Genomic DNA, 24642 nt, shown 5'->3' with positions numbered 1-24642 from the left:
TGCCGCAGGGCACCGGTGAGCATGATGCGTGTCTCGGCAACGCCCCGCATCTGCGGGGCGTTGTCGTTTCTGTTACTTGGCGGGCGCCCCGGCTGCAGCCGGCGCCAGCTCGGCGAACAGTCCGCCCAGCACGCCCATGGTGGCCTGGTCGGCGCCCATGTCTTCGGCAGCGTTGGCGATGGCGATCACGCCGTTGTTCTGGCCGGGGAACAGCACTACCCAGGCCAGCCAGTTACCGTCCGAACCGCCGTGCACCAGCACCGGGCCCTGACGGCCGGCAATCGAGGGCTGCACGCCCCAGTCCAGCCCGGATCCGCTGCCCGGCTGCGCGGTCTGCATCAGCGCGTATGAGGCCGGCGTCAGCAGCGTGGCCTTGCCTTGGCTGCCCGCGAGCTGATCGATGGCGAACAGCGCCAGGTCCTGCAGGCGCATGTGCAGATTACCGGCGGCGGTGTAGATCGGTGGCACCCCGTCATCGGCCTTCTGCGGTGCGGTGGTCACCGGCTTGCCGGCGCGATGGCCCCGCGGTTGCCCCGCCGGGGTCGGGCCGAACCCGGCACCGGTCATGCCCAGCGGCTGGAACACTTCGCGCTGCATCAGCGTTTCCACGTCCTTGCCGGTGGCACGTTCGGCGATCACCGCCGCGATCAGGAAGCCACTGTTGCTATAGGCGAATTCGGTGCCGGGCGGATGCACCGGCGCTTCGGCCAGGGCTGCCTTGACGTACGCCTCGCGCTGCACGGGCAGGGCCCGCGTATCAACGAAGAACGCATCCAGTGCGGCGGCGTCGGTGAGGTTTTCCGGCAGGCCGGCGCGGTGCGAGAGCAACTGCACCAGGGTGACGCTGCGGTAGGCCGGCTGCATCTGTGCGGTAAGGTCGGGCAACAAGGTCGACAGCGGTGCATCCCAGCGCAGCACACCCTGTTCAACGAGCCGCGCGATCATCGCCACCGTGATCGGCTTGCCGGTGGAGCCGATCATCCATTGATCGTCCGTGGTGACCGGTGTCGTCGCATCATTGCGACGGACGCCATGCACGGCATGTTCGGCGATCTTGCCATCGCGGATGACCAGCACGCCCATCGCAGGCGTGGCGGTGCCCTGCAGGGCCTGTGCGAGCCGTTCGTTCAGATCATCGGCAGCGCTGGCCGTAGTGGCCGCCAGCAGCAGGGTCGCGCCGAGCCAGCGCTGCAGGCGGCGCGCGGTGCGGCGAGGGGAGGGGGCGTTCCTTCGAGTCGCGATCAGATGCATGGGAGTCCTTTGCGCAGCCGCGTGGGCAGAACCTGCGCCGGCGGCACGGTCCTGCGGGATGCCGTGTCCGGACCGGGCCTGTTGCAGGCGCGGAGCGTTGCGTGCGATTCACTCTTGCATGCGGTTTGAACGTGCGTATGTGTCTGCGGTCATGCCGATGACGACATGTCAGGGGCGGTGTGCGATTCGTTCAGAATTCGACGGCAGTGCACTCGCAAGGTGACGCGAGCGGTGCATCGGTGCGGTGAGATCCGCACCGACGCACGAAGCTCAGGCCGCCGGCGGCAACAGTGCCGAGAGGATCGGCTCCAGTTGCGCCTGGCGCCAGCCCGCGAGCGCGGCCGGCCATTGGCGGCTTTCCAGATAGCTTTCCAGGTGCTTGCGCGAGGCGAGCACGCCATCAGGCAGACCGAGTTCGGCGCTGCGCGCGCTGACGGCATCCTGCAGCCGCTTCAGGGCCTGCTTGTTGGCATCGTTGGCCGGCAGCGCCAGCGGTGCCTCGGCTTCATCGGCAAGCGGGGTGGTCAGCGCCTGCCACACCTGGGCGGCCAGTTTGCGCGGGGCCTTGGGGAAGCCTTCCATCAGCTTGGACAGCGCCTCCACATCGGCCGGCGGGGTGCGGGCGAGCACGGCAGCCAGTTCGTTGTCGAGCACCCAGCTGCGCGGCTTGTCACTGGCGCGGGCCTGCACATCGCGCCAGCGCAGCAGCCGCAGCAGGCGCAGCTGCGCGGGGGTATCCATGAACTGCGCCGAGCGCATCGCCACGTGCGGCCAGCGCTCTTCATCGTGTTCGACACTGGCGAGCAGGCGCTCGGCATCGTCCTGCAGCCACTGGCGGCGGCCCAGTTCCTGCAGGCGCGCGTCGAGGGTGTCGTGGATCTGGAACAGGTACTCCACGTCGTCGGCGGCGTACTCCAGCTGCGCCTCCGAAAGCGGGCGGCGCATCCAGTCCGAGCGGGTTTCGCCCTTGGTCAGGGTGACGCCGGTGACTGCCGTGACCAGTTTCTGGTAGCCCATGCCGCCGCCGATGCCGGCCAGCGACGCACCGATCTGGGTATCGAACAGCGGGCGCGGCAGCACGCCGCAGGCGACCTTGAAGGTGACCAGGTCTTCGCTGGCGCTGTGCATGATCTTGAGGATCGAGGTGTCGGCCAGCCACGGGGCCAGGGCCTCGTTCATGCCAGGAATCAGCGGGTCGATCAGCAGGATTTCATCACCGACGGCCATCTGCACCAGCGCCAGTTGCGGCCAGTAGGTGCGTTCGCGGATGAACTCGGTGTCCAGGCCGATGCGGGTGGGGCGCTGGCGGTAGCGCTCGTCCAGTTCCGCCGGGGTTTTGATCCAGTAAGCCACGTGGGATTCCATGTACTGCAAAAGGGTGCTCAGGTCGGGGAGGATAGCCTAACGCCCTGCTACGGCCGGCATCCTGCCGTGTGGTGATGAACGCCCGGGCCGGGGACGGTCGCCCCCCGCGACGGTGGCGATTATGATGATCCCCTGCCTGCGCCTGCGGCATGCCACCTGGATCGCCATCGCGCCCCAGGCGGCGGCTTGCGACGTGGCGTGGGCACCAGCAAGACGATGACACGCCCCAAGGACCCCCATTTGCGACCGTCAGGCCCATTGCCGCTGCTGTTCACTGCTCTGTTGGGCATCCTGGCCGCGTGTTCTCCCGCGCCCGCGCCGGCACCGTCGGCAGCGCCGGCCGCCAAGCCTGCTGCCGCGCCGGGCACAGCGAGCGCCCCGGTGGCGCAGGTCACCATCGGAGGCGAGGACGCTGCCGAGACCGTGGAGCGCTGGCAGCCGCCTGCTGCCACCCTCGTTGACGGCGATGTCCCCCAGGCACGCCGCGACGCCGCACGCGCCTTCGAGGAAGACCGGCTGTACCGCACCGCCGAGGACGCGATCCCGATCTGGCTTGCCCTGTTGCAGCACGACCCCAAGGACCGCGTGGCCGAGGCCGGGCTGAAACGCGCGCGGCAACGCCTGCTGCAGGAAGCCTCAGCGTTGTTGGAGCGGCCGCTCAAGCAGCGCGAGGCCTTGGCCCAGGCCAGCGAGATGGCCCTGGTATTGCTGACCCTGGCGCCGGACGATCCCAAGGTGCGCGAGCTGCAGTCGCGTGTGGAAATTGCACAGCGCGTGGTGGCGTACAACCGCGCCGGCGAAGACGATCTGCGCGCGGACCGCATCGGCGAAGACGGCGATGGCGCCATTCCCAATTTCCGTGAAGCACTCGCACTGGACGCGGACAACCCCCGCGCCCGGCAAGGGCTGGCAGCGGCCGAGAGCGCACTGATCCGGCGTGCCGAGACGGCGGCGCTGGCGGCCGATTTCGCGACGGCCGGTACCTGGCTGGCCGAAGCGGCCAAGGTCCGGGATTCCTCCATCACCATTGCCGACGCCTTCGAACGTATCGAAACGATCCGCTCCGACACCCTGGCGCGGCTGCGTAACGAGGGCCTGCGCGATCTGGCCACGCCGCAGGGACTCAAGCCGGCCCGGCAGAAGCTGGAAGATGCCCTGCGCATCGCGCTGCCCGGTGATCCTGTCGTGGGGCAGCTGCGCGAGCGCATCGAACTGGTCACCCATTACGGCAGCTTCCGGCCGCGGCAGGTGTTCAGCGATGCGCTGCGCGATGGCGGCCGCGGGCCGCAGATGATCGTGGTGCCGCACGGCGGCTTCCAGATGGGCGCGGCCGAGAACGAGCTCGGCGCGACCGATGCCGAGAAACCCGCGCACTACGTGCGCTTCGAGCGTGGTTTCGCGATGTCGATCACGGAAGTGACGGTCGCCGATTTCCGCCGCTATGTGCAGGCTACCAAGGCCCGCCCCCGGGCCACGCGGCGCGGTCATTCGATCGTGTATGACGAGCGCAGCGGCAACTTCGTCCGGCGCAGCGGGGTGGACTGGCAGTCCGATTACAACGGGGCCGAGGCGATCGCCAACCTGCCGGTGATGCACGTCAGCGTACGCGATGCCGAGAATTACGCGACCTGGCTGTCCGAGCAGACCGGGCGCTCCTACCGGCTGCCCAGCGAGGCCGAATTCGAATACGCCCTGCGCGCCGGCAGCAGCGGCCGGTACCCGTGGGGCGATGCAGGCACGCCGCCCGCGCGTGCGGGCAATTTCACCGGGGCCGAGGATGTCTCGCCCTCCGGGCGGCACTGGTACAACGCCTTCGTCGGCTACGGCGATGGGTATTGGGGGCCGGCGCCGGTGGCCAGCTTCGATCCCAACCCGTGGGGCCTGCACGACATCGCCGGCAACCTCAGCGAATGGGTGGCCGACTGCTGGCATGCCAGCTACCGGCGTGCGCCGTCCGATGGCGTGGCCTGGTTCAACCCGGGCTGCCGGCAGCGCGTGATCCGCGGTGGCAACTGGGCCAATGCGCCGGCACAGACCCGCGCGGCGTGGCGGCAATCGCAGGATTCGGACACCACCAGCGCACGGATCGGCTTCCGCCTGGTCCGAGGCATCTGAGGGATCTCCCCGTCGTGGGGTGACGGGATTTCACCCGGCCCCCCGGCGCGCGTTCTAGGATTGGCACAGTGTCGGGCAGGGTGCCGCGGCCATCTCAGGAACCACGCGCATGCGCAACGATCCATTCGGCGGTCAGCAGCAGGGCCGCGCCCGGCGGCCGGGCCTGTTCGGCAACATCCGCTGGTGGGTACTGCTGGCCTTCGCCGGCTATGCCGCGTTCTATTGGTTCTCCAACCGTGCGGTGGATCCGTACACCGGCGAGAGCGTGCTGATCGACAGCTCGCTCGATGCGACCCAGGAAAAGGCGCTGGGCCTGCAGGCCTACCAGGAGATCCTGGCGCAGGAGCGGCCGCTGGATCCCAGTGCACCGCAGTCGCGCGAAATCCAGGCGATCGCCCAGCGCCTGATCGCCAAGGTGGACGTGGTGGAGACCGCCCTCGCCGAAGAACATGGCCTGAAGCCAGCCCATTTCGCGCGGGATTTCGAATGGGAAGTCAACGTGATCCCCTCCGATCAGGCCAACGCCTTCTGCCTGCCGGGCGGCAAGATGGCGGTCTACACCGGGTTGATTCCGGTCGCGCGTACGGTGGATGCGATGGCGGTGGTGATGGGGCATGAAATCGCACATGCCTTGCTGCGCCATGGCGCCCAGCGCATGGCCCAGCAGAAGATGACCCAGATCGGGCAGATGGCCGGTGCCGCCAGCGGCATGGACCCGCAACAGCAGCAGATGATGATGTCGGCGATGGGCTACGGCTACCTGCTGCCGTACGCGCGCAGTCATGAAACCCAGGCCGATGAAGTGGGCCTGATGCTGGCCGCGGCAGCGTGTTTCGATCCGCAGGAAGCGATTCCGCTGTGGGAGCGGATGGGACAGGCCAGTGGTGGGCAGTCGACGTCGGAATTCGCGTCCACGCATCCCAACCCGGGCACGCGCATCCAGAACCTGCAGGCGTTGATGCCCAAGGCGATGGAATACCGGCAGAAATTCTGCGAAAGCGCGGGACGTTGAAGGCGAACCGCGCAGCGGCTTGGGCGCGCCGGATCAGCGCGCCGGTTCGTTGACCGTTACATCGATCACGCCGTCCTGCACGCGCGCCTTGAGCGTGTCGCCCGGGCGCACCTGCAACGGCGAACGCACCAGACTGCCATCGTCCTCGCGGGTCAGGATCGCGTAGCCACGCGCGACGGTGGCCAGCGGGCTGACTGCCTCCATCGAACGGGCGAGCGCACACAGGCGCAGGGCGTCGCGCTGCAGCTGGCGACCGATCGCGCTGTCCGCACGCGGCTGCAGGCGTTGCAGGCGCTCACGCAGGGCATCCAGCCGGCGCTGCGGATGACCGCTGCGCAGCACGGCCGCTGCGTGGCGCAGCTGGGCCAGACGGCCTTGATGCTGTGTGGACCACGCTGCGTGCAGACGGCGCGCGACATCCTGCTGACGGCGCTGCAACAGCTGCAGGCGTGATTGCGGGCTCTGTGCGTTGAGGCGGAGCAGGGCACGGTCCGCGCGCTGCATCGCCTGCCCCAGGCTGTGCCGTTGCAGCTGCGCCAGACGTGCATCGAGGCGACGCACACGCAGCAGCAGGTCACGCTGATCAGGCACCAGCAGTTCGGCCGCGACCGACGGCGTCGGCGCGCGCAGATCGGCGGCGAAGTCGGCCAGGCTGAAGTCGGTTTCGTGGCCCACGGCAGACACCACCGGGGTCTGGCTGGCCGCGATCGCGCGGGTCAGCTGCTCGTCGTTGAAGGCCCAGAGATCTTCCATCGAGCCGCCACCGCGGGTCAGCAGGATCACGTCATAGCGGCCGCTGGCATCGGCAGCACGCAGCAGCGAAGTGATCTGCGCGGCTGCGCTGTCGCCCTGCACCAGGCTGGGCAGCAGATCGACCTCGAGCATCGGGAAACGCCGTTCAAGGACGCTCAGCACGTCGCGCACCGCCGCGCCGGTCGGCGAGGTGATCACCGCCAGGCGACGCACATGCGCCGGCAGCGGGCGTTTACGCTCCGGCGCGAACAGGCCCTCGGCCTCCAGGCGTGCCTTGAGCTGCTCGAAGGCGCGGCGCAGGGCGCCTTCGCCGGCTTCCTCCATGTGGTCGAGCACCATCTGGTACTCGCCGCGGGCTTCGTACAGGGTCAGCCGGCCACGCGCGAGCACGCGCATGCCTTCGCGCGGCACGAACTTCAGCCACTGGCTCTTGGGCTTGAACAACGCGGCGCGGATCTGCGAGCGCGCGTCCTTCAGCGTGAAATATAGATGGCCCGAGGCAGGGCGCGTCACGCTGCCCAGTTCGGCCTCCACCCAGATCAGGGGAAACGCGCCTTCCAGCAGGTCGCGGGCCAGGATGTTGAGCTGGCTGGGCGTGAGAATCTGCGCGCTGCGGTCCATGGAGGAATCAGGCCAAACGGTACGAACGGGGGGCCATGGTCGCACGTCGGCGGCGATGCTTCATCCCGCGGAGGTGCGGTTGGCGTGCTGCTGCAGGGCCCAGGCCACATGTTCGCGCACGATCGCCGAAGGATGCTCGCGTCGTGCCTGCAGCGCGGCCAGTGTTTCGGCGTGGGTGGGGGCATTGCCCAGCGCCACGGCAATGTTGCGCAGCCAGCGTTCATGTCCGCTGCGGCGGATCGGGCTGCCCTCGGTGCGGCGCAGGAACTCGTCTTCTTCCCAAGCGAACAGCTGGGCGAGCGAGGCGGTGTCCAGATCGTTGCGCGCGCGGAAATCCGGCTCGTCGGTGCGCTTGGCGAACTTGTTCCAGGGGCAGACCAGCTGGCAGTCGTCGCAGCCGTAAATGCGGTTGCCCATCGCCGTGCGCATGTCCTCGGGAATCGCGCCGTCGTGTTCAATGGTGAGGTAGGAGATGCAGCGGCGTGCATCCAGGCGGTGCGGGGCGATGATCGCCTGGGTCGGGCAGACATCGATGCAGCGCGTGCAGGTGCCGCAGTGTGCGCTGGCCGGTGTATCCACCGGCAGCGGCAGGTCGACGTAGATTTCGCCGATGAAGAACCACGAGCCGCCCTGTTTGTCGATCAGGCAGGTGTGCTTGCCGATCCAGCCCAGCCCGGCATTGCGGGCGAGCGCACGCTCCAGCACCGGGGCCGAATCGACGAACACGCGATAGCCGAACGGCCCGATCTCCGCGGCGATGCTGTCGGCGAACTTCTGCAACCGGTTGCGCATCAGCTTGTGGTAATCGCGGCCCAGCGCATAGCGCGCCACGTAGGCGCGGTCGCCATCGTGCAGGGTGGCCCAGGCTTCGGCGTCGTCCTTGTGGCCGTAATCCATGCCGACCGAGATCACCCGCACCGTGCCCGGCAGCAGTTCATCCGGCCGCGCACGCAGCGTGCCGTGGCGCGCCATCCACTCCATCGTGCCGTACAGGCCCTTGCCCAGCCAATCGGCCAGGTGCGCCTCGTCTTCGCGCAGATCGATGCCGGACACGCCACAGCGCTGGAAGCCGTGCACGCCCGCGATCGCACGGATGCGTTCGGCGGCACGGGCCAGATGGACGGGGGCGGGCAGGGGAACGGCGGACATGGCCTGGGCGGAAACGGAGCCTGGGGAGGGCGCGGCAAGGCTGCGCCTGGGCGACAAGTATAGAATCCCGGCATGCCCCAGCTTGCTGAACTGTTCGATATCGCCGCTGCGCGCCGCCTGGATGCGCAGGCCAGTGCCTTGCTGGGCGATGGCGGTGCCTCGCTGATGGAACAGGCCGGCCAGGCCGCCTGGCACTGCCTGCTGGAGCGCTGGCCGCAGGCGCAGCGCATCGGTGTGGTGGTGGGGACCGGCAACAACGGAGGCGATGGCTACGTGCTGGCCCGTCTGGCGCGTGAAGCCGGCCGCCCGGTGACGGTGCTGCGGCTGGACACCGATGCGCCGGCTACCCCGTTGTCGCAGCGGGCCGAGCAGGCGTTCCTCGCCACCGGCGGTGCGGTGGGGCGCTTCGATGGCGTTCTCCCGCCGATGGACCTGCTGGTGGACGCGCTGTTCGGCATCGGCCTGAACCGCGCGCCGGCCGGTGCCGCGGTGGATCTGATCACGGCCATCAACGGCGCTGGCGTGCCGGTGCTGTCGCTGGACGTGCCCAGCGGCGTGGATGCGCGCACCGGTCACGTGCCGGGCGTTGCCATCCGTGCCACGGTCACCCTGCAGTTCATCGTGCGCCACCAGGGGCTGTATACCGGCGCAGCGCTGGAGCATGTCGGCGGTCGCCGCCTGGCCGCGCTGGATCTGCCTGCAGACGCTGGGCAAGGCGTGCAGCACAGCGCCGAGTGCTGGCAGCAACCGCGCCTGCGCGCGCAGCTGCCGGCGCGGCGCGCCAACACCCACAAGGGCGAATCCGGCCACGTGCTGTGCGTGGGCGGCAACCTCGGCAGCGGCGGCGCGGTGATGCTGGCCAGTGAATCGGCGTTGCGCGCCGGCGCAGGGCTGGTCAGTGTGGCGACCCAGTCACCGCATGTCGCACCGCTGTTGGCGCGCCTGCCCGAAGCGATGGTGCATGCCGTGCAGGACGCGCAGGAGCTGCAGGCCCTGCTGCCCCGCGCGGGTGTGATTGCGATCGGGCCTGGCCTGGGCCAGGACGACTGGGCGCACGAACTCTGGCGCCAGGTGCTGGCCAGCGGCAAGCCGCTGGTGATCGATGCCGACGCCCTGAACCTGCTGGCCAAGGCGCCGCAGCCACTCCATGACGCGATCCTGACCCCGCACCCGGGGGAGGCCGCGCGCCTGCTTGGGCTGAGCACCGCGCAGGTGCAGGCCGACCGCTTCACGGCTGCCAAAGCGCTTGCCGAGCGTTTCCACGCGGTGGTGGTGCTCAAGGGCGCCGGCACCGTGGTCGCCGCGCCCGATGCGCTGCCGCGGGTGATGGCGGCCGGCAATCCCGGCATGGCCGTAGGTGGCATGGGCGACCTGCTCACCGGCATCATTGCCGCCCTGCGTGCGCAGGGGCTGGGCGCCTTCGATGCCGCCAGCACCGGCGCATTGCTGCACAGCCTGGCCGGCGATGCCGCCGCCAGTGACGGCCAGCGGGGCCTGCTTCCCACCGATCTGCTGGCGCCGCTGCGCCGGTTGGTCAATCCGGACGGTTGAACATGATCGAGTTTTTCCTCGCGCAGACCGAAGACACCGACCTGCTCGGGCAATGGCTGGCCGCGACCCGGCCGCCGCAGGCGGTGATGCAGCTGCAGGGCGACCTGGGGGCCGGTAAATCCACCCTGGCCCGCGCACTGCTGCGCGCGCTGGGCGTGCAGGGGGCGATCCGCAGCCCGACCTACACCCTGGTGGAGCGCTACCCGCTCGCCGACGGCCACGAGGCCTGGCACCTGGATCTGTACCGGATCGGCAACGCGCAGGAGCTGGATTTCCTCGGGCTGGACGAAGGCAGCGCCTCGCTGTGGCTGGTCGAATGGCCCGAGCGCGGTGCCGGTGCATTGCCGCCGACGGACCTCGAAGTGGCCCTGGATATCCAAGGACAGGGGCGTCGCGCCCGGCTCACCGCCACCAGTCCGGCCGGTCGTGAATGGCTCGCACGGCTGCCCCAAGGGGGTGACTTGCAGGCCCTTTCTGTCGGCTGACACTAGGAAACACCGGCAGGTTACGGATTATTAAGGGAAAAGGAGTTGCATTTCATTCAGCGCGGTGATTGAATCCAGACCCATGCCAATGGGGAAATCACTCGCCGCCCTCTGCACTGCCGTCGGACTCTGTCTGGCGAGCGCGCTGTCGTGGGCGGGCGAAGTCCGCCAGGTGGCCGTGGAGACCGGTGCGACCGGTACCCGTGCGGAGATTTCGCTGGCCGGCAGCGGGGGCTACAAGACCCTGTCCCTGGCCGGTCCGAACCGGCTGGTGGTGGATTTCCCGGATTCCAGCGCGATCCGCAACCTCACACTGCCTGCGCCCAAGGGCGTGGTCACCGCTGTCCGCACCGGGCAGCCGGTGCCAGGCACGTTCCGCGTGGTGTTCGATCTGGCCGAATCGGTCGCGCCGTTCCGCCCGCAGATGATCAAGCAGGGCAATGAGTCGCGCTTGGTGATCGAGTGGCCGGGCGATGCGCCGGCCGCGGCCACCGTTGCCAGTGCGCCCGCGCCCACCCCGGCCGCAGCACCTTCGCCCACGCCAGCGGCTTCGACGCCGGCCACCGCGCCGGCACCGACCCCTGCACCGACCCCTGCACCGACCCCTGCACCGACCGCCGCCCAGACTGCACAGGCACGCAGCGATGCCGCGCGCGCCACCGCGTTGCTGACCGCGTCGGTACGCCAGCAGGCCAGCGCCACGGTCGCCACCTCGGCGCCGGGCCCGGCTGCCGCGACGGCCACCACGGTCAACGTCGCTGCCGCAGGGACCGCCAACGCGGCCAGCAACAGTGCGTCGCCGGCCGCGATCCTGGCCGGCCAGTCGACCCCGGCGGTCGTGGCCAGTGCCCCGGTTCCGGCGCCCGCGCCGACCCCGGCGCTGCAGGACAACCCGCGTCCGGCCATGCCCAGCGACGCTTCGCGCGTGAAGATGCGCGCCGGCATGCGTCCACTGGTGATCGCGATCGATCCCGGCCATGGCGGCCAGGATCCCGGCGCCGTCGGCCCGACCGGCAAGCGCGAAAAAGACATCACCCTGGCGGTGGCACGTGAACTGGCCCGCCAGGTCAACGCGACGCCCGGGCTGAAGGCCTACCTGACCCGCGATAGCGACGTGTTCATTCCGCTGCCGATGCGCGCGCAGAAAGCGCGTGCGGCCAAGGCCGACATGTTCATCTCGATCCACGCCGATGCCGCCGAGAACCGGGCCGCGACCGGCTCGTCGGTGTACGTGCTCTCCACCAAGGGCGCCTCCTCGCAGCGTGCGCGCTGGCTGGCCGACAAGGAAAACGCCGCCGATCTGGTGGGTGGCGTGCGCCTGCAGCAGACCGAAGGCACCCTGGCCAACGTGCTGCTGGATCTGGCCCAGAGCGGTTACATGAAGGCCTCCGAAGACGCGGCCGGGCATGTGCTGGGCGGCCTGAAGCGGATCGGCAAGAACCACAAGCCCAACATTGAACGTGCGAACTTCGCGGTGCTGCGCACCTCGGACATGCCGGCCATGCTGGTCGAAACCGCCTTCATCTCCAACCCGGATGAAGAGCGCCGCCTGATCGATCCGGCCTACCAGCGCCAGATCGCCGGTGCGGTGCTGGATGGTGTGCACACCTTCTTCAGCCGCCAGCCGCCGCCGGGCACCCTGTACGCCGCGCGCGCGCAGGCTGAAATCGATGCCGCCGGCACCGTGGCGGGCGGCAGCAAGTAACCCCGCCGGGCTGCACCGCCCGGCGCACGCTATCATCACGGGATGACGTCCGTTTCCCGAATTCCCACCGCTGCCATGCCTGCCACCTCCACTGCCTGGAGGTGCGCATGAGCATCCGCCAACTCCCTGAGATCCTGATCAACCAGATCGCCGCCGGCGAAGTGGTCGAACGCCCTGCGTCCGTGGTCAAGGAACTGGTCGAGAACGCGTTGGATGCCGGCGCCACCCGCGTGGATATCGACCTGGAAGAGGGCGGTGTGCGGCTGATCCGCATCCGCGACGACGGCGGTGGCATCGCTCCGGAAGAGCTGCCGTTGGCCGTGTCGCGGCATGCAACCAGCAAGATCGCCAGCCTGGATGATCTGGAATCGGTGGCGACGCTCGGCTTCCGCGGCGAAGCGCTGCCGTCGATCGCCTCGGTCAGCCGCTTCACCCTGAGCTCGCGCCGCGCCATCGACGAGCACGGTTCGGCCCTGCATATCGAGGGCGGCCGGCTGGGCGAAGTCACCCCGCGCGCGCAGGCGCCCGGCACCACGGTAGAAGTGCGCGAGCTCTTCTACAACGTGCCGGCGCGCCGCAAGTTCCTGCGCGCCGAGCGCACCGAGCTGGGCCATATCGAAGAGTGGTTGCGCTCGCTCGCGCTGGCGCGTCCGGATGTGGAGCTGCGCGTGTCGCACAACGGCAAACCCTCGCGCCGCTACAAGCCCGGGGATCTGTACTCGGATGCGCGCCTGGGCGAAACGCTGGGCGAAGACTTCGCCAACCAGGCACTGCGCGTGGATCACAGCGGTGCCGGCCTGCGTCTGCACGGCTGGATCGCGCAGCCGCATTATTCGCGGGCCAGCACCGATCAGCAGTACCTGTACGTCAACGGCCGCTCGGTGCGCGACCGCAGCGTTGCCCATGCGGTGAAGATGGCCTACGGCGATGTGCTGTTCCACGGTCGTCAGCCCGCGTACGTGCTGTTCCTGGAACTCGACCCGACCCGCGTCGATGTCAACGTGCATCCGGCCAAGCATGAAGTGCGCTTCCGCGACTCGCGCCTGATCCACGATTTCGTCTACCGCACGCTCAAGGAAGCGCTGGCCGAAACCCGTGCCGGCATGACCGCGGCCGGCCCCCAGGTGCATGCCACCGAGAGTGCCGCCACGGCGGCCCCCGCTTACGGGCTGCCGTCGTCGGGCAGTACCGGCTATGCACTCGCCGGCAACGGCGCTGGCGGTGGCATGGGCGGCGACTGGCGCCCGCAGCAATCACCGTTGGGGTTGCGTGTGGCCGATGCGCCGTCCGCCTACGCAGCGCTGTATGGCGCGCCGGGCGGTACCGCAGCGACCAGCAGCCTGCCGCCGATGCCGAGCGAAAACGGCCTGCCGGTGACCGCAGCCGACAGTGGCGTACCGCCGCTGGGCTATGCGATCGCACAGCTGCATGGCATCTACATCCTCGCCGAGAACGCCGAAGGCCTGATCGTGGTGGACATGCACGCTGCGCACGAGCGCATCGGTTACGAGCGCCTGAAAACCGCGCACGATGGCATGGGCCTGCATGCGCAGCCGCTGCTGGTGCCGATCACCCTGGCGGTGGGCGAACGCGATGCCGACACCGCCGAGCGCGAGGCCGAGACCTTGACCTCGCTGGGCTTTGAAATCACCCGCGCTGGGCCGGGCTCACTGCATGTGCGCAGCATTCCGGCATTGCTGGCCAATGCCGAACCCGAAGCGCTGCTGCGCGACGTGCTGACCGACCTGCGCGAGCATGGCCAGAGCCGACGCATCGCCAGTGCCCGCGACGAACTGCTGTCCACCATGGCCTGCCATGGTGCCGTGCGCGCCAACCGGCGCCTGACCGTGCCGGAAATGAACGGCCTGCTGCGCGACATGGAAATCACCGAACGCTCGGGTCAGTGCAATCACGGCCGACCGACCTGGGCCCGTTTTTCGCTGGCGGAAATCGACCGCTGGTTCCTGCGCGGACGTTGAGAGGAAGGTCATGAAGCACTGGGGAGTGTGGACCGCCGCGTTGCTGCTGGCAGTCAGCGTGTCAGGATGCGGCGAAAAGAACGAGGCGGCACCGGCGAAGGTGGCGATCGATCCGGCCTTCGCCGCCGAACAACAGCAGTGGCGCCAACAGCGCTACGAAGAACTGCACGCCGCCGATGGCTGGACCAGCCTGGTTGGCCTGCACTGGCTGGAATACAAGGCGCACTACATCGGGCGTGGGCCGGGCAGCGGCATCCGTCTGGCGGTCGGCCCGGACAAGCTGGGCATGGTCGCGCGTGACGGCAACTCCGTCTGGTTCACGCCGGAGCGTGGCGTGCCGATGCGCGTGGAGGGCAAGCCGGTCACCGGCCGCATCCGCTTCTTCAGCGATCGCGATCCCACCCCGACAGTGATCGCCTTCGATGACGACAAGGGCCGGCTCAGCCTGATCCATCGCGGTGAGCGTTTGGCGCTGCGGGTCAAGCACGCCGATGCCCCCTCGCGGACGAACTTCACGGGCCTGACCTACTGGCCGGGTGGTCCCTCCTGGCGCATCACCGCGCGCTTCGTGCCACATCCGGCCGGCAAGACGCTGCCGATCGTGGACATCACCGGGCTGACCACGAACATGCCCAATGCCGGCACGCTGGAATTCGAGCGCGACGGCCGCACCTGGCGGCTGGAGGCGATCGGCGAGCCTGGTCGCGAGCTGTTCGTGATTTTCGGCGATCGCACCAGCGGCCACGGCAGCTATCCGGCCGGCCGCTATCTGGATCTGCCCGCCCCCGATGACCAGGGCCGGGTGGTGATCGATTTCAATCACGCCTACAACCCACCGTGTGCGTTCACGCCGTTCGCGACCTGTCCGCTGACACCCCCTGAAAACCGCCTGGACCTGCGTGTGGACGCAGGGGAGCAGGCGTACCACGCCCCTGAAGGAGAGGCTTGATGATCTCGATGTTGTCGCGTGTCGTGTCCCCGTTGCTGATCGCTGCGAGCCTGTTGTTCGGTACGGGCAGCGCCGACGCGCGCCCGGTGGCGCCGAGCGTGCCGACAGCGGCGAAAGCCACCCCGCCGGTCCCGCTGCTGTGGAAGGTGACCGGCCCGGGCGACAGCCGCCTGTATCTGCTGGGTTCGTTCCATCTGCTGCAGCCGAGCGATTACCCGCTCTCTGCCGATGTCGACCAGGCGTTCACGGCCTCGCAGCGGGTGGTGTTCGAGCTGTCGCCGCAGGACATGGAATCGCCGCAGCTGGCGCAGAAAATGGTGCAGGCCGCGATGCGCACCGATGGTTCGGAGCTCAAACGCGACCTGGACGCCGCGACCTGGACCAGGCTGCAGGCCTATGCGCAGGAGAACAAGCTGCCGCTGGCCCAACTGCAGGGCATGAAGCCGTGGTTCGTCGGCCTGACCATCACCCTGAGCCAGTTCACCAAGATGGGACTGGACCCCGCGCTCGGCCTGGATCGCCATTTCATGACCCGCGCCGCGAGTGCCGGCAAGGCGACCGCCGGGCTGGAAGACATCGATACCCAGATCGCGGTGCTGTCGGGGATGACGGCCAAGGAACAGCAGCAGATGGTGGCCGAAGCGCTGGAACAGGCCGGCAAGGGCGACGAGATGGGGCGCAAGCTGCACGATGCCTGGCGCCGTGGCGACGACAAGTTGTTGTGGACCTCGATGGCCACCGAGATGCGCGGCCAGTACCCGCAGCTGTACAAGCGCATCAACACCGACCGCAACGATGCCTGGGTACCCAAGCTGCAGCAGCATCTGCAGGCCGGGCAGGGCGGCACGATGGTGGTGGTCGGCACGCTGCATCTGCTCGGCAACGACGGCGTGGTCGAGAAGCTGCGCGCCAAGGGCTACAAGGTCGAGCGGGTCTGCACCGGCTGTGCCAAGCCCAAGCGCTGATGCGCGCGGCCGGACGGCGATAGGGCTGGACGGCCGGCGACGGTGACGTCGCCCGGCCCCGAAACGAGAAAAGGCGCGGCCCGAGGGCTGCGCCTTTTTCTTTGTTGCGCCACGCCGGCGGCTCAGCGGCGGGTTTTGCCTGCACCCGGTGCCGGCGTTTCCGGCTTCTTGCCGGTACCCGTACCCGTACCCGTGCCGGTACCTGTCCCGGTGCCACCCGGGCGGCCGCCGAAGCCGGTGCCCATGTTGCGCTGGAAGTCCTGCCACATCTCCATGTTGCGCTCGGTCAGCTGGTTCATCATCGCCCAGGGAGTCTGGCCGAGGAGATTGCCCATCTGCTGGCGGAACTGCTGCTGCTGGTCCAGGAAGACCTGCATGCTGCGCTCCAGGTAATTGCCCATGAAGCCCTGCAGCGAGTCCCCATAGAAGCGGATCAGCTGGCTGAGCAGCTGGGTGGACAGCATCGGTTCGCCGTCCTGCTCCTGGTCGGCGATGATCTGCAGCAGCACCGAGCGGGTCAGGTCATCGCCGCTCTTGGCATCACGCACCTCGAAGTCCTCACCGTCCAGGATCAGCTGGCGCACATCCTCTATGGTGATGTAGCTGGAGATTTCCGTGTCGTAGAGCCGGCGGTTCGGGTACTTCTTGATAATGCGGGTCGCAGCCATGAAGCAGTCACTCATCACAGTAGGCGCGCAGCATGGCGCAGTGCAGCAGCCTATGCAACCGCCATAGGTAGCAAGGGGCCGCATTTATGTTGCGCAACATGGAGTGCAGCAATTTCGGCCGTTACCACCCCATATGGTGGCCGCCGTTGATGTCCAGGTTGGAGCCGGTGATCCAGGAGGCTTCGTCGTTGACCAGGAAGGCCACCGCGTAGGCGATCTCCTCCGGCTTGCCGAGGCGGCCGGTGGGGATGTCGGCGATGATCTTGGCGCGCACTTCGTCCGGCACGGCCATCACCATGTCGGTGGCCACGTAGCCCGGCGAAATCGTATTCACGGTGATGCCGAAGCCCGCATTCTCGCGCGCCAGCGAAATGGTGAAGCCGTGCATGCCGGCCTTGGCGGCGGCGTAGTTGGCCTGGCCGTACTGGCCCTTCAGGCCGTTGATCGAGCTGATCTGGATGACCCGGCCCCAGCCGCGGCGGCGCATGCCCTCGATGACCGGGCGGGTGACGTTGAACACCGAGTTGAGGTTGGTGTTGATGACGTCGTGCCACTGGTCCGCACGCATGCGGTGGAAGGTGGTGTCTCGGGTGATGCCGGCGTTGTTGATCAGGATCTCGACCGGGCCCAGCGCCGCTTCAACGGCCTGCACCATGCTCTCGGCGGTGCCCGGGTCGGACACATCGCCCGGGAAGATCGCCACATCGCAGCCGCGCGCCAACATCTTCTCGCGCCAGGCCTTGGCTTTGGCTTCGTCGCGGTAGTTGGTGGCGACCCGATGGCCCTGGTCGGCCAGGCGTTGGCAGATGGCAGTACCGATACCGCCGGTACCACCGGTGACCAGTGCGACGCGAGATGTCATGAGCAGCTACTCCGAAAGGCAGGGCGAACAAGGGGGAACAGGATTCTGCAACATCAGCGGGCAAAAGGGGCGGCCTCGCCAGCGGCGTGCGGCAGCGGAATGTCGCCCGGTGGCAATCGCGCCGGATCAAAGCCATCGGCCGCCTGCCGAAGCCACCCGCCCACCTCATCGGCCCCTGCACCGATCGCCGGATCCTGGCCCAGCTGCGCCCATGTCCGGCGCAGCGCTGGCAGCGGCTGGGCGGGGTCCACCGGCAGCGCCGCCTCGGACTTGGAGAGCTTGCGCCCCTCTGGGCCGAGCAGCAGCGGCAGATGCAGGTAGCGCGGTGTCGGCAGACCCAGGGCCTGCTGCAGCAGGATCTGGCGCGGCGTGGATTCGAGCAGATCGGCCCCGCGCGCCACGTCGGTCACGCGCTGCGCGCCATCGTCGACCACCACTGCCAGCTGATAGGCCCAGAAGCCATCGGCCCGGCGCAGCACGAAATCGCCGACCTCGGCGTGCACGTCCTGCACGATGCGGCCCTGCAAGCCGTCGTCGAACCCCACCACGCTGCCCGGTGGCACCCGCAGCCGCACCGCCGGTTGCGCACGCGCGGCGCGGGCCACGCAGTGGTGATGGATGCCGCCCTGCGCGGCCAGCTCGCTGCGGCTGCAGTGGCAGGCAAACGCCTTGCCCTCGCGCAGCAGCCGGTCCAGCGCGCCCTGGTACAGCGCATCGCGCTGGCTCTGATGGACGATCGGCCCGTCACTGCACAGCCCGAAGGCGGCCAGTGCGGCCAGTTGGCCGCTCACCGCTCCAGGCACCGTTCGAGGAGGATCGACGTCCTCCACCCGCACCAGCCACTGGCCGCCGGCATGGCGGGCGAGCAGCCAGCTGCCGAGCGCCGCCAGCAGCGAGCCGGGGTGCAGGGGGCCGGTAGGCGAGGGCGCAAAGCGCCCGCAATAGGAGGAATCAGACATGGACTATGAATCGTCGGTCAGTTTGCGACTTGAATTCAAGCTGAAGTCACCGCAGATTTGCACTCATCAACCTCCCATGAGCGTCCTTTTCCCATGTTCAGTCGCATTGCTCTCTTCCTGCTGACCAACTTTGCGGTGCTGATCCTGGCCGGCATCGTGATGTCGGTACTGGGCGTCAATCCCAACCAGATGAGCGGCTTGCTGGTCTTCGCGGCCATCTTCGGTTTCGGCGGCTCGTTCATCTCGCTGCTGCTCTCCAAGTTCATGGCCAAGCGCTCCACCGGCGCCGTCGTGATCACCGAGCCGCGCAACCCGACCGAACGCTGGCTGTTGGCCACCGTGGAACGGCAGGCCCGCGAAGCCGGCATCGGCATGCCCGAAGTGGCGGTTTACGAAGGCCCGGAAATCAACGCCTTCGCCACCGGCGCCAACCGCAACAAGGCCCTGGTCGCCGTCTCCACCGGCCTGCTGCACAACATGAGCGAAGACGAAGCCGAAGCCGTGCTCGGCCATGAAATCGCCCACGTCGCCAATGGCGACATGATTACCATGGCCCTGCTGCAGGGTGTGCTCAACACCTTCGTGATCGTCCTGGCCCGCATCGTCGGCGGCTTCATCGACAGCGCCCTGTCCGGCAACCGCGAAGGCGGCGGCCGCGGCTTTGCGTACTACATCATCGTGTTCGTCCTGGAAATGGTGTTCGGCCTGTTCGCCACCATGATCTCCATGTGGTTCTCCCGTCACCGCGAATTCCGCGCCGACGCCGGTGGCGCCCACCTGGCCGGCCGCCAGAAGATGATCGCCGCCCTGGAACGCCTGAAGGTCAACCACGGCCAGAGCACGCTGCCGACCCAGATCGCCGCCTTCGGCATCGCCGGCGGCGCTGCCAAGAAGCTGTTCATGAGCCACCCCCCGCTGGACGAGCGCATCGCCGCCCTGCGCGCCGCCAACAACACCGTGGTGTAACCCACACCGCAGTGCGCAGAGCAGAACGCCCGGCTCCCGCCGGGCGTTTTTTGTTGGGCGGGCGCCCGCGACCAAAAAATGTCAGTGCCGTCCAGTAGATGTCAGGAGCGTTGAGCTCTCCCATCCGCCACATCGAGATCTGTCGAGAGGCCGGTGGGTAGCCTGGGCCAAGACCGTCAGGGCGCCATGGATGGCGCCCACGAGCCCCCAGGGATGGGTTTACGGCGCGTCTTGGCCCAGGCTACCCACCGGCCTCTCGCCCTCAGCAATGGAAGCGCTGCCGCTGCCGTTGCCGTTACCGTTGCCAGCATTCAACAGCAGCCGACCAGCGGTCGGCACTACCGAAGCACGACGAGCCAGGCTCGCTATGACGCGTCCAGAACGGCGCACGATGACAGCCCACAAACAACAACGGCGCCCGAAGGCGCCGTCATCATGCAGATCAGATCCAGCCCGATCAGAACTTCGCGTCGAACTCCGCCGCGTAGCCCGTATTGACCAGCACCTTCTGCAGCGCATCGCTGATCTTCACGTTGCCCGCGACGATCTGCTGGGTTTCCGGACCACGGCTGTCCATGCGGGCCGGGGTCGCGCCCTTGAAATCGCACACACGGCCACCGGCCTCACGGACCAGCAGCACACCGGCGGCGATGTCCCAGGCCTTCACACCGGCCTCGAAGTACGCATCGGCACGGCCACAGGCCACATAGGCCAGATCCAGCGCCGCCGAACCCGTGCGGCGCACGTCTTCGGCCTGTACCAGCAGTGCGTCCACCGCCTTCAGCTGCGCGCTCGTGCGCTGGCGCTCACGCGGTGCAAAACCGGTATGGATCATCGCGCCGCCCAGATCCTTGCGCTCGGCAATCCGGATACGACGGTCATTGAACACCGCGCCCGCACCACGGCTGGCGGTGAACAGTTCATTGCGAAGCGGATCGAAGATCACCGCGTCGATCGGCTCACCGTTCTCGACCAGGGCGATGGACACGCAGTAATGCGGGAAGCCGCGCAGGTAGTTGCTGGTGCCGTCCAGCGGATCGATGACCCACATGTAACGGTTGACCGACTGCACGCCACCTTCCTCACCCATGATCCCGTATTCGGGATAGGCGCGCTTGAGTTCCTTGACGATGACCTTTTCCGCATCTGCATCGACTTCACTGGCATAGTCCATGCGGCCCTTCTGCACGACGTTCAACGCCTCGAGCTTGTTGATGTTGCGCAACAGGACGTTGCCGGCGAGGCGGGCGGCCTTGACCATGACGGTGACGGCGGGTTTCTGCATGGCGAAAAGCTCCCGTAAAGGCAGAGTAGGGGTTTGGCGGGGGAAAAGAGCGGTCCCGGCGCAGAGGCCGGCCGCACAGTTTACCATTTGTCGCTGTCCTGCTCGCATTTGGCCTGTTCATGTCCGTTCAAACCGCTCCCGCCCGCATCCGCTTTGTCCTGGTCGGCACCCAGCACCCCGGAAACATGGGGGCGGCCGCACGCGCCATGAAAACCATGGGCCTGGGCCGCCTGGTCCTGGTCGCCCCGGAAAAACCGCTGGATGAAGAGGCCTTCCGCCGCTCGGCCGGTGCCGAAGACGTCCTCGGCGACGCGCCGGTCGTGGCGACCCTGGCCGAGGCCGTGGCCGACTGCCGGTTCGTGCTGGGCTGTACCGCCCGCTCGCGCCGGGTCCAGCTGGAAGAGCTGCTGCCTGCCGTGGCTGCCCAGCGCGTGCTGGCCAAGGCGGCCGAGCCGGCCGAAGTGGCCTTCGTGTTCGGCCGTGAACGCACCGGCCTGACCAACGAAGAGCTGCAGCTCTGCCACGCCGCCGTCCATATTCCGTCCAACCCGGACTTCAGTTCATTGAATCTGGCCGCCGCCGTCCAGGTGCTGGCCTATGAAGTGCGCATGGCCATTCTCGGCGCGGCCGATGCCCCGGCCGCCGCCCCGGCCGACCCCGGCTTCGGCGAAGCGCCGGCCAGCCATGCCCAGGTGGAAGGCCTGTTCGGCCAGCTGGGTGACACCTTGGATGAGATCGATTTCCACAAGGGCCGTGCCCCTGAATCGGCGATGCGCAAGCTGCGCCGCCTGTTCCTGCGCACCGAATTGAGCGAACAGGAAGTGCGCCTGCTGCGCGGCATCCTCTCCGACGCACAGCGCATGGCGAGATTGGCGACCAATAAGCCCCTGTAAGCTGACGCAGTTCTCATTTTTTCGGGTAGTCTGTCTCGATTCCTTGGGGGGAGTGATGGGCTTGTCGGGACTGCGAAGGCTGCTGCAGAGCGTAGTGCTGTGTCTGGCCATCGTCGCGATGACCGGCCCGGTGTGGGCCGGGCCCGCTCAAGTGCTGGTGCTGGGCCGGATCAGCGACGACCCCAGGTCACACTATGCGCAACTGCAGCCCCTGCTCGATTACGTGATTCCGCGCATGCACGATGTTGGTATCACCGAAGGCCGCATCCTGATGGCGCGCGATACCCAGCAGATGGGCAGTTACCTGCGCCGCGGCCGTGTCGATTGGGTGACCGAGACCTCCGGTACCGCCGTCGCGCTGGGGTTGCGCAGCGGCGCCAGGCCGCTGCTGCTGACCGAGCGCAGCGGCGTTCGCGACTACTACACCGTGTTTTTCGTGCGCCGCGACAGCCCCATCCAGACGCTGGGAGACCTGCGTGGGCACACCCTGGCGTTGCAGAACGTGGCCTCCACCAGCGCGTATCTGGTGCCGGTGATGACCCTGCTGCAGCATGGCGAGACGCCGGAAATCCTGGCCTCGATCGGCGATGTCGCCGCGCCGGATACGGTGGGTTACGTGTTCGCCCGGTCGGAATCGAACATCGCCACGTTCGTCCATAAGGGGCTGGTCGATGCCGGTGCGGTGAGCAGCGTGGACTGGTCCGATGCCAAGCGCATTCCGGCCAATTTCCTGCGCGATTTCCGCATCATCCATCGCACCGAACCGTATCCGCGTGCGGTCGAAATGGTGCGTGACGACCTGGATCCGAAGGTGCGCGACCGGTTGCAGCAGGTGCTGCTGGATGCCGCATCGGATCCGCAGGCGCAGCCGGCATTGAAAACATTTTTTGGTACGTCCGGGTTCCACCGGGTGGATGCGCAGATGCAGCACCGGCTGGATGAATTGAAACAAGGCTTGACGCGCGTGCGGATGGAAGTGGAATGAGTCGCTTGGGTTCGGGAATGCAGGCCCGCTTCGTGCTGGCGATGGGCGGCGCGATGCTGGTCGTGGTGGCGATCGTGGCCGTGGTGCTGGGGCGCCAGGCGACGATGCAGGATGAGGTGCAGCACCTCAGCGGGACGGTCATCCATGACCTGTTCGACCGCAGTGTGCGCAGCCGTGGCGAAGCGCTGGCGCGGGAGCTGTCCGATGCGCTGGCCAATCCGCTCTATTACAACGACCTGGAGCAGGTCGGCGCGCTGGTACGCAATACCTCGCGGCAGCAGGTGGTGCGCTATGTGCTGGTATTCGATGACAACGGCAGGCTGATCCACGACGGCACGGTGGACGTGCTCGAGTTTGGCCAGCCGATGACCGATCCGCTCGCGGCGGGCGCGGCCGGCGCGCGCGCGCTGGTGGTTCAGCAGTCGCCCAAGGTGCTCGACAACGCGATGCCGATCATGATCGGCAACCAGCGGATCGGCGGCGTGCGCGTGGGGATGGCGCTGGACGATGTGCAGGCCATGGAGCAGCAGGCCAACCAGACCCTGGGCGATCGCCTGCAGCAGGTCGGCAAGCGGCACCTGGGCTGGCTGCTGCTGATGCTCGGCCTGCTGGTTGGAATCGGCGCGGTGGTGATCATCTACGTGCAGCGCACCCTGGTCACGCCGATCCGCTGGCTGGCCGGTGCCGCCCGCCAGATCGAGGCCGGCGATTACACCCTGCAGATGCCGGAGATCCGGCGCCAGGATGAGGTCGGTGAGCTGATGCGCGCGTTCGGTCGCATGAGCCAGGCGATTGCCCGGCACGACCGTGAGGTGCGGCACATGGCCTATACCGATGCCCTGACCGGGCTGACCAACCGGCTGGCTTTCCGCGAGGCACTGGATCACCGCTTGATGGCGGCGCGGGCCTCCGGGCATCGGCTGGGGCTGTTGTTCGCTGACATGGACGATTTCAAGCGCGTCAACGACACGCTGGGCCACGAGGCCGGTGACGAGGCCTTGCTGCAGTTCGCACAGCGGATCAGCGCGGCGGTGGCCCAGGCCGGCGGCGATGAGGCGCTGCTGGCGCGCTTCGGTGGCGATGAGTTCGTGATCCTGATCGGTGACGGCGATGTTCCCGCCGGGGCCCGTGAGCTGGCCGAGATACTCGTGCGTGAACTGGGCAAGCCGCTGGTGGTGCAGGGCCGCGAGCTGTTCCTGGGCACCTCGATCGGCGTGACCCTGTTCCCGGACGATGCCGCCGATGCCACCACGCTGCTCAAGAACGGCGACATCGCGATGTACCAGGCCAAGATGGCCGGCAAGAACTGCTACCGCTACTACAGCCGGGCCATGGATCACGCGGTCGAGCGCCGCGTGCACATGGAGCAGGAGCTGCGCGGTGCCTGGGAGCGCGGCGAGCTGCGGCTGGCCTATCAGCCGATCTACCGGACCCGCGACCGCCGCATGGTCGGCGTGGAGGTACTGCTGCGCTGGCAGCACCCCACCCTGGGCACGATTCCGCCCTCGGTGTTCATCGAAGTGGCCGAGCAGAGCGGCCTGATCGAGGTGATCGGCCCCAAGGTGCTGCGCGCGGCCTGCACCGAGGCGGTGCAGTGGCCACCCGGCGCCGATGGTGAAGGGCTGTTCGTCTCGGTCAACGTGTCACCGCGCCAGCTGCGGGGCGGCGAGCTGCCGACTCTGGTCGCCGAGTGCCTGCGCGACACCGGGCTGCCGGCGTCGCGCCTGCACCTGGAACTGACCGAAACCGCCGTGATCGGCGATGAAATGCTGGCTGCCGCGCTGCTGGACAAGCTGCACCGGACCGGCGTCAAGGTCTGGCTGGACGATTTCGGAACCGGCTTCTCCGGCCTGAGTCATCTGCGCCAGGTGCCGGTGGACGGGGTCAAGATCGACAAGAGCTTCGTGGCCGACATGCAGCGTGACCCGGACGATCTGGCGTTGACCACGGCGATCATCGCCATGGCCCATGCGCTGGGGATCACCGTGGTGGCCGAAGGTATCGAGCAGGAAGTGCAGTTCGATCTGCTGGCCCAGCGCGGCTGCGACCTGGCCCAGGGCTACTGGCTGAGCCACCCGGTCAGCGCGACCGAGGTGGTGCAGCTGCTCGAATCGGGCAGCTGAC

General features: G+C 68.0%; 20 protein-coding genes. 12 read left to right on the top strand and 8 right to left on the bottom strand.

What is annotated here, in order from left to right:
* Positions 1–72: 72 nt before the first annotated feature.
* Both AC1DIQ_RS01940 and rnd read right to left on the bottom strand, forming a co-directional pair.
* Positions 73–1251 (bottom strand): serine hydrolase domain-containing protein, encoded by a 1179-nt coding sequence (locus AC1DIQ_RS01940; protein WP_478049358.1) that lies wholly within the window; start codon positions 1249–1251, stop codon positions 73–75.
* Positions 1252–1521: 270 nt separating this feature from the next.
* Positions 1522–2604 (bottom strand): ribonuclease D, encoded by a 1083-nt coding sequence (rnd, locus tag AC1DIQ_RS01935; RefSeq protein ID WP_478049357.1) that lies wholly within the window; start codon positions 2602–2604, stop codon positions 1522–1524.
* Positions 2605–2832: 228 nt separating this feature from the next.
* Between rnd and AC1DIQ_RS01930 the strand changes: the two genes are divergently transcribed.
* Positions 2833–4731, top strand: coding sequence for a formylglycine-generating enzyme family protein (locus AC1DIQ_RS01930; RefSeq protein WP_478049356.1), 1899 nt, complete (start codon positions 2833–2835; stop codon positions 4729–4731).
* A gap of 109 nt (positions 4732–4840) precedes the next feature.
* Positions 4841–5743 carry a M48 family metallopeptidase gene (locus AC1DIQ_RS01925; RefSeq protein ID WP_121038276.1) on the top strand — a complete coding sequence of 301 codons (903 nt, stop codon included), beginning with the start codon at positions 4841–4843 and terminating at the stop codon, positions 5741–5743.
* Positions 5744–5776: 33 nt separating this feature from the next.
* Here the strand turns inward: AC1DIQ_RS01925 and xseA are convergent, their stop codons facing one another.
* Together xseA and queG are read right to left on the bottom strand one after the other, a co-directional pair.
* Entirely contained in the window at positions 5777–7117 is a 1341-nt protein-coding gene (gene xseA / locus AC1DIQ_RS01920) for an exodeoxyribonuclease VII large subunit (RefSeq protein ID WP_478049355.1), read from the bottom strand.
* Positions 7118–7177: 60 nt separating this feature from the next.
* Positions 7178–8266, bottom strand: a complete 1089-nt coding sequence (gene queG, locus AC1DIQ_RS01915; protein WP_152153436.1) for a tRNA epoxyqueuosine(34) reductase QueG — start codon at positions 8264–8266, stop codon at positions 7178–7180.
* Between the two features lie 72 nt (positions 8267–8338).
* On the opposite strand from queG, the gene AC1DIQ_RS01910 reads away from it, so the two are divergent.
* From AC1DIQ_RS01910 to AC1DIQ_RS01885, 6 genes are all read left to right on the top strand, one after another.
* Entirely contained in the window at positions 8339–9817 is a 1479-nt protein-coding gene (locus tag AC1DIQ_RS01910; protein ID WP_478049354.1) for an NAD(P)H-hydrate dehydratase, read from the top strand.
* Between the two features lie 2 nt (positions 9818–9819).
* Positions 9820–10302 carry a tRNA (adenosine(37)-N6)-threonylcarbamoyltransferase complex ATPase subunit type 1 TsaE gene (tsaE, locus tag AC1DIQ_RS01905; RefSeq protein ID WP_259261485.1) on the top strand — a complete coding sequence of 161 codons (483 nt, stop codon included), beginning with the start codon at positions 9820–9822 and terminating at the stop codon, positions 10300–10302.
* Between the two features lie 88 nt (positions 10303–10390).
* Complete coding sequence (locus AC1DIQ_RS01900) at positions 10391–12007, top strand: N-acetylmuramoyl-L-alanine amidase (protein WP_478049505.1); 1617 nt, start codon at positions 10391–10393, stop codon at positions 12005–12007.
* A 107-nt stretch (positions 12008–12114) separates the two neighbouring features.
* Positions 12115–13986, top strand: a complete 1872-nt coding sequence (gene mutL / locus AC1DIQ_RS01895; protein WP_478049353.1) for a DNA mismatch repair endonuclease MutL — start codon at positions 12115–12117, stop codon at positions 13984–13986.
* 10 nt (positions 13987–13996) lie between these two features.
* The gene (locus AC1DIQ_RS01890) at positions 13997–14935 is read left to right on the top strand and encodes a DUF1684 domain-containing protein (RefSeq protein ID WP_478049352.1); all 939 of its coding nucleotides are present in this window, start codon (positions 13997–13999) and stop codon (positions 14933–14935) included.
* 2 nt (positions 14936–14937) lie between these two features.
* Complete coding sequence (locus AC1DIQ_RS01885) at positions 14938–15900, top strand: TraB/GumN family protein (RefSeq protein WP_461770330.1); 963 nt, start codon at positions 14938–14940, stop codon at positions 15898–15900.
* A 122-nt stretch (positions 15901–16022) separates the two neighbouring features.
* Here the strand turns inward: AC1DIQ_RS01885 and phaR are convergent, their stop codons facing one another.
* The 3 genes from phaR to gluQRS all read right to left on the bottom strand — a co-directional run bounded on the left by phaR (position 16023) and on the right by gluQRS (position 18389).
* Complete coding sequence (phaR, locus tag AC1DIQ_RS01880; protein ID WP_152153446.1) at positions 16023–16568, bottom strand: polyhydroxyalkanoate synthesis repressor PhaR; 546 nt, start codon at positions 16566–16568, stop codon at positions 16023–16025.
* A 121-nt stretch (positions 16569–16689) separates the two neighbouring features.
* A complete protein-coding gene (gene phbB / locus AC1DIQ_RS01875) occupies positions 16690–17430 on the bottom strand; it encodes an acetoacetyl-CoA reductase (RefSeq protein ID WP_152153448.1) in 741 nt (246 codons plus the stop codon).
* A 53-nt stretch (positions 17431–17483) separates the two neighbouring features.
* A complete protein-coding gene (gene gluQRS / locus AC1DIQ_RS01870; RefSeq protein ID WP_478049351.1) occupies positions 17484–18389 on the bottom strand; it encodes a tRNA glutamyl-Q(34) synthetase GluQRS in 906 nt (301 codons plus the stop codon).
* A 93-nt stretch (positions 18390–18482) separates the two neighbouring features.
* On the opposite strand from gluQRS, the gene htpX reads away from it, so the two are divergent.
* A complete protein-coding gene (gene htpX / locus AC1DIQ_RS01865) occupies positions 18483–19355 on the top strand; it encodes a protease HtpX (protein ID WP_121038240.1) in 873 nt (290 codons plus the stop codon).
* A gap of 457 nt (positions 19356–19812) precedes the next feature.
* Here the strand turns inward: htpX and AC1DIQ_RS01860 are convergent, their stop codons facing one another.
* Positions 19813–20640: an inositol monophosphatase family protein gene (locus AC1DIQ_RS01860; RefSeq protein ID WP_019182815.1), complete on the bottom strand. Its 828-nt coding sequence runs from the start codon at positions 20638–20640 to the stop codon at positions 19813–19815.
* Positions 20641–20759: 119 nt separating this feature from the next.
* On the opposite strand from AC1DIQ_RS01860, the gene AC1DIQ_RS01855 reads away from it, so the two are divergent.
* From AC1DIQ_RS01855 to AC1DIQ_RS01845, 3 genes are all read left to right on the top strand, one after another.
* Positions 20760–21533, top strand: coding sequence for an RNA methyltransferase (locus AC1DIQ_RS01855; RefSeq protein ID WP_152153452.1), 774 nt, complete (start codon positions 20760–20762; stop codon positions 21531–21533).
* Positions 21534–21594: 61 nt separating this feature from the next.
* Positions 21595–22518 carry a phosphate/phosphite/phosphonate ABC transporter substrate-binding protein gene (locus AC1DIQ_RS01850; RefSeq protein ID WP_428999401.1) on the top strand — a complete coding sequence of 308 codons (924 nt, stop codon included), beginning with the start codon at positions 21595–21597 and terminating at the stop codon, positions 22516–22518.
* Complete coding sequence (locus AC1DIQ_RS01845; protein ID WP_121038232.1) at positions 22515–24641, top strand: putative bifunctional diguanylate cyclase/phosphodiesterase; 2127 nt, start codon at positions 22515–22517, stop codon at positions 24639–24641. Before AC1DIQ_RS01850 ends, AC1DIQ_RS01845 begins: the two co-directional genes overlap by 4 nt.
* The last annotated feature ends 1 nt before the right edge of the window (position 24642 follow it).

The sequence above is a fragment of the Stenotrophomonas sp. 05L413 genome (assembly GCF_056397945.1).
This window is presented reverse-complemented; position numbering and strand designations above follow the sequence as displayed.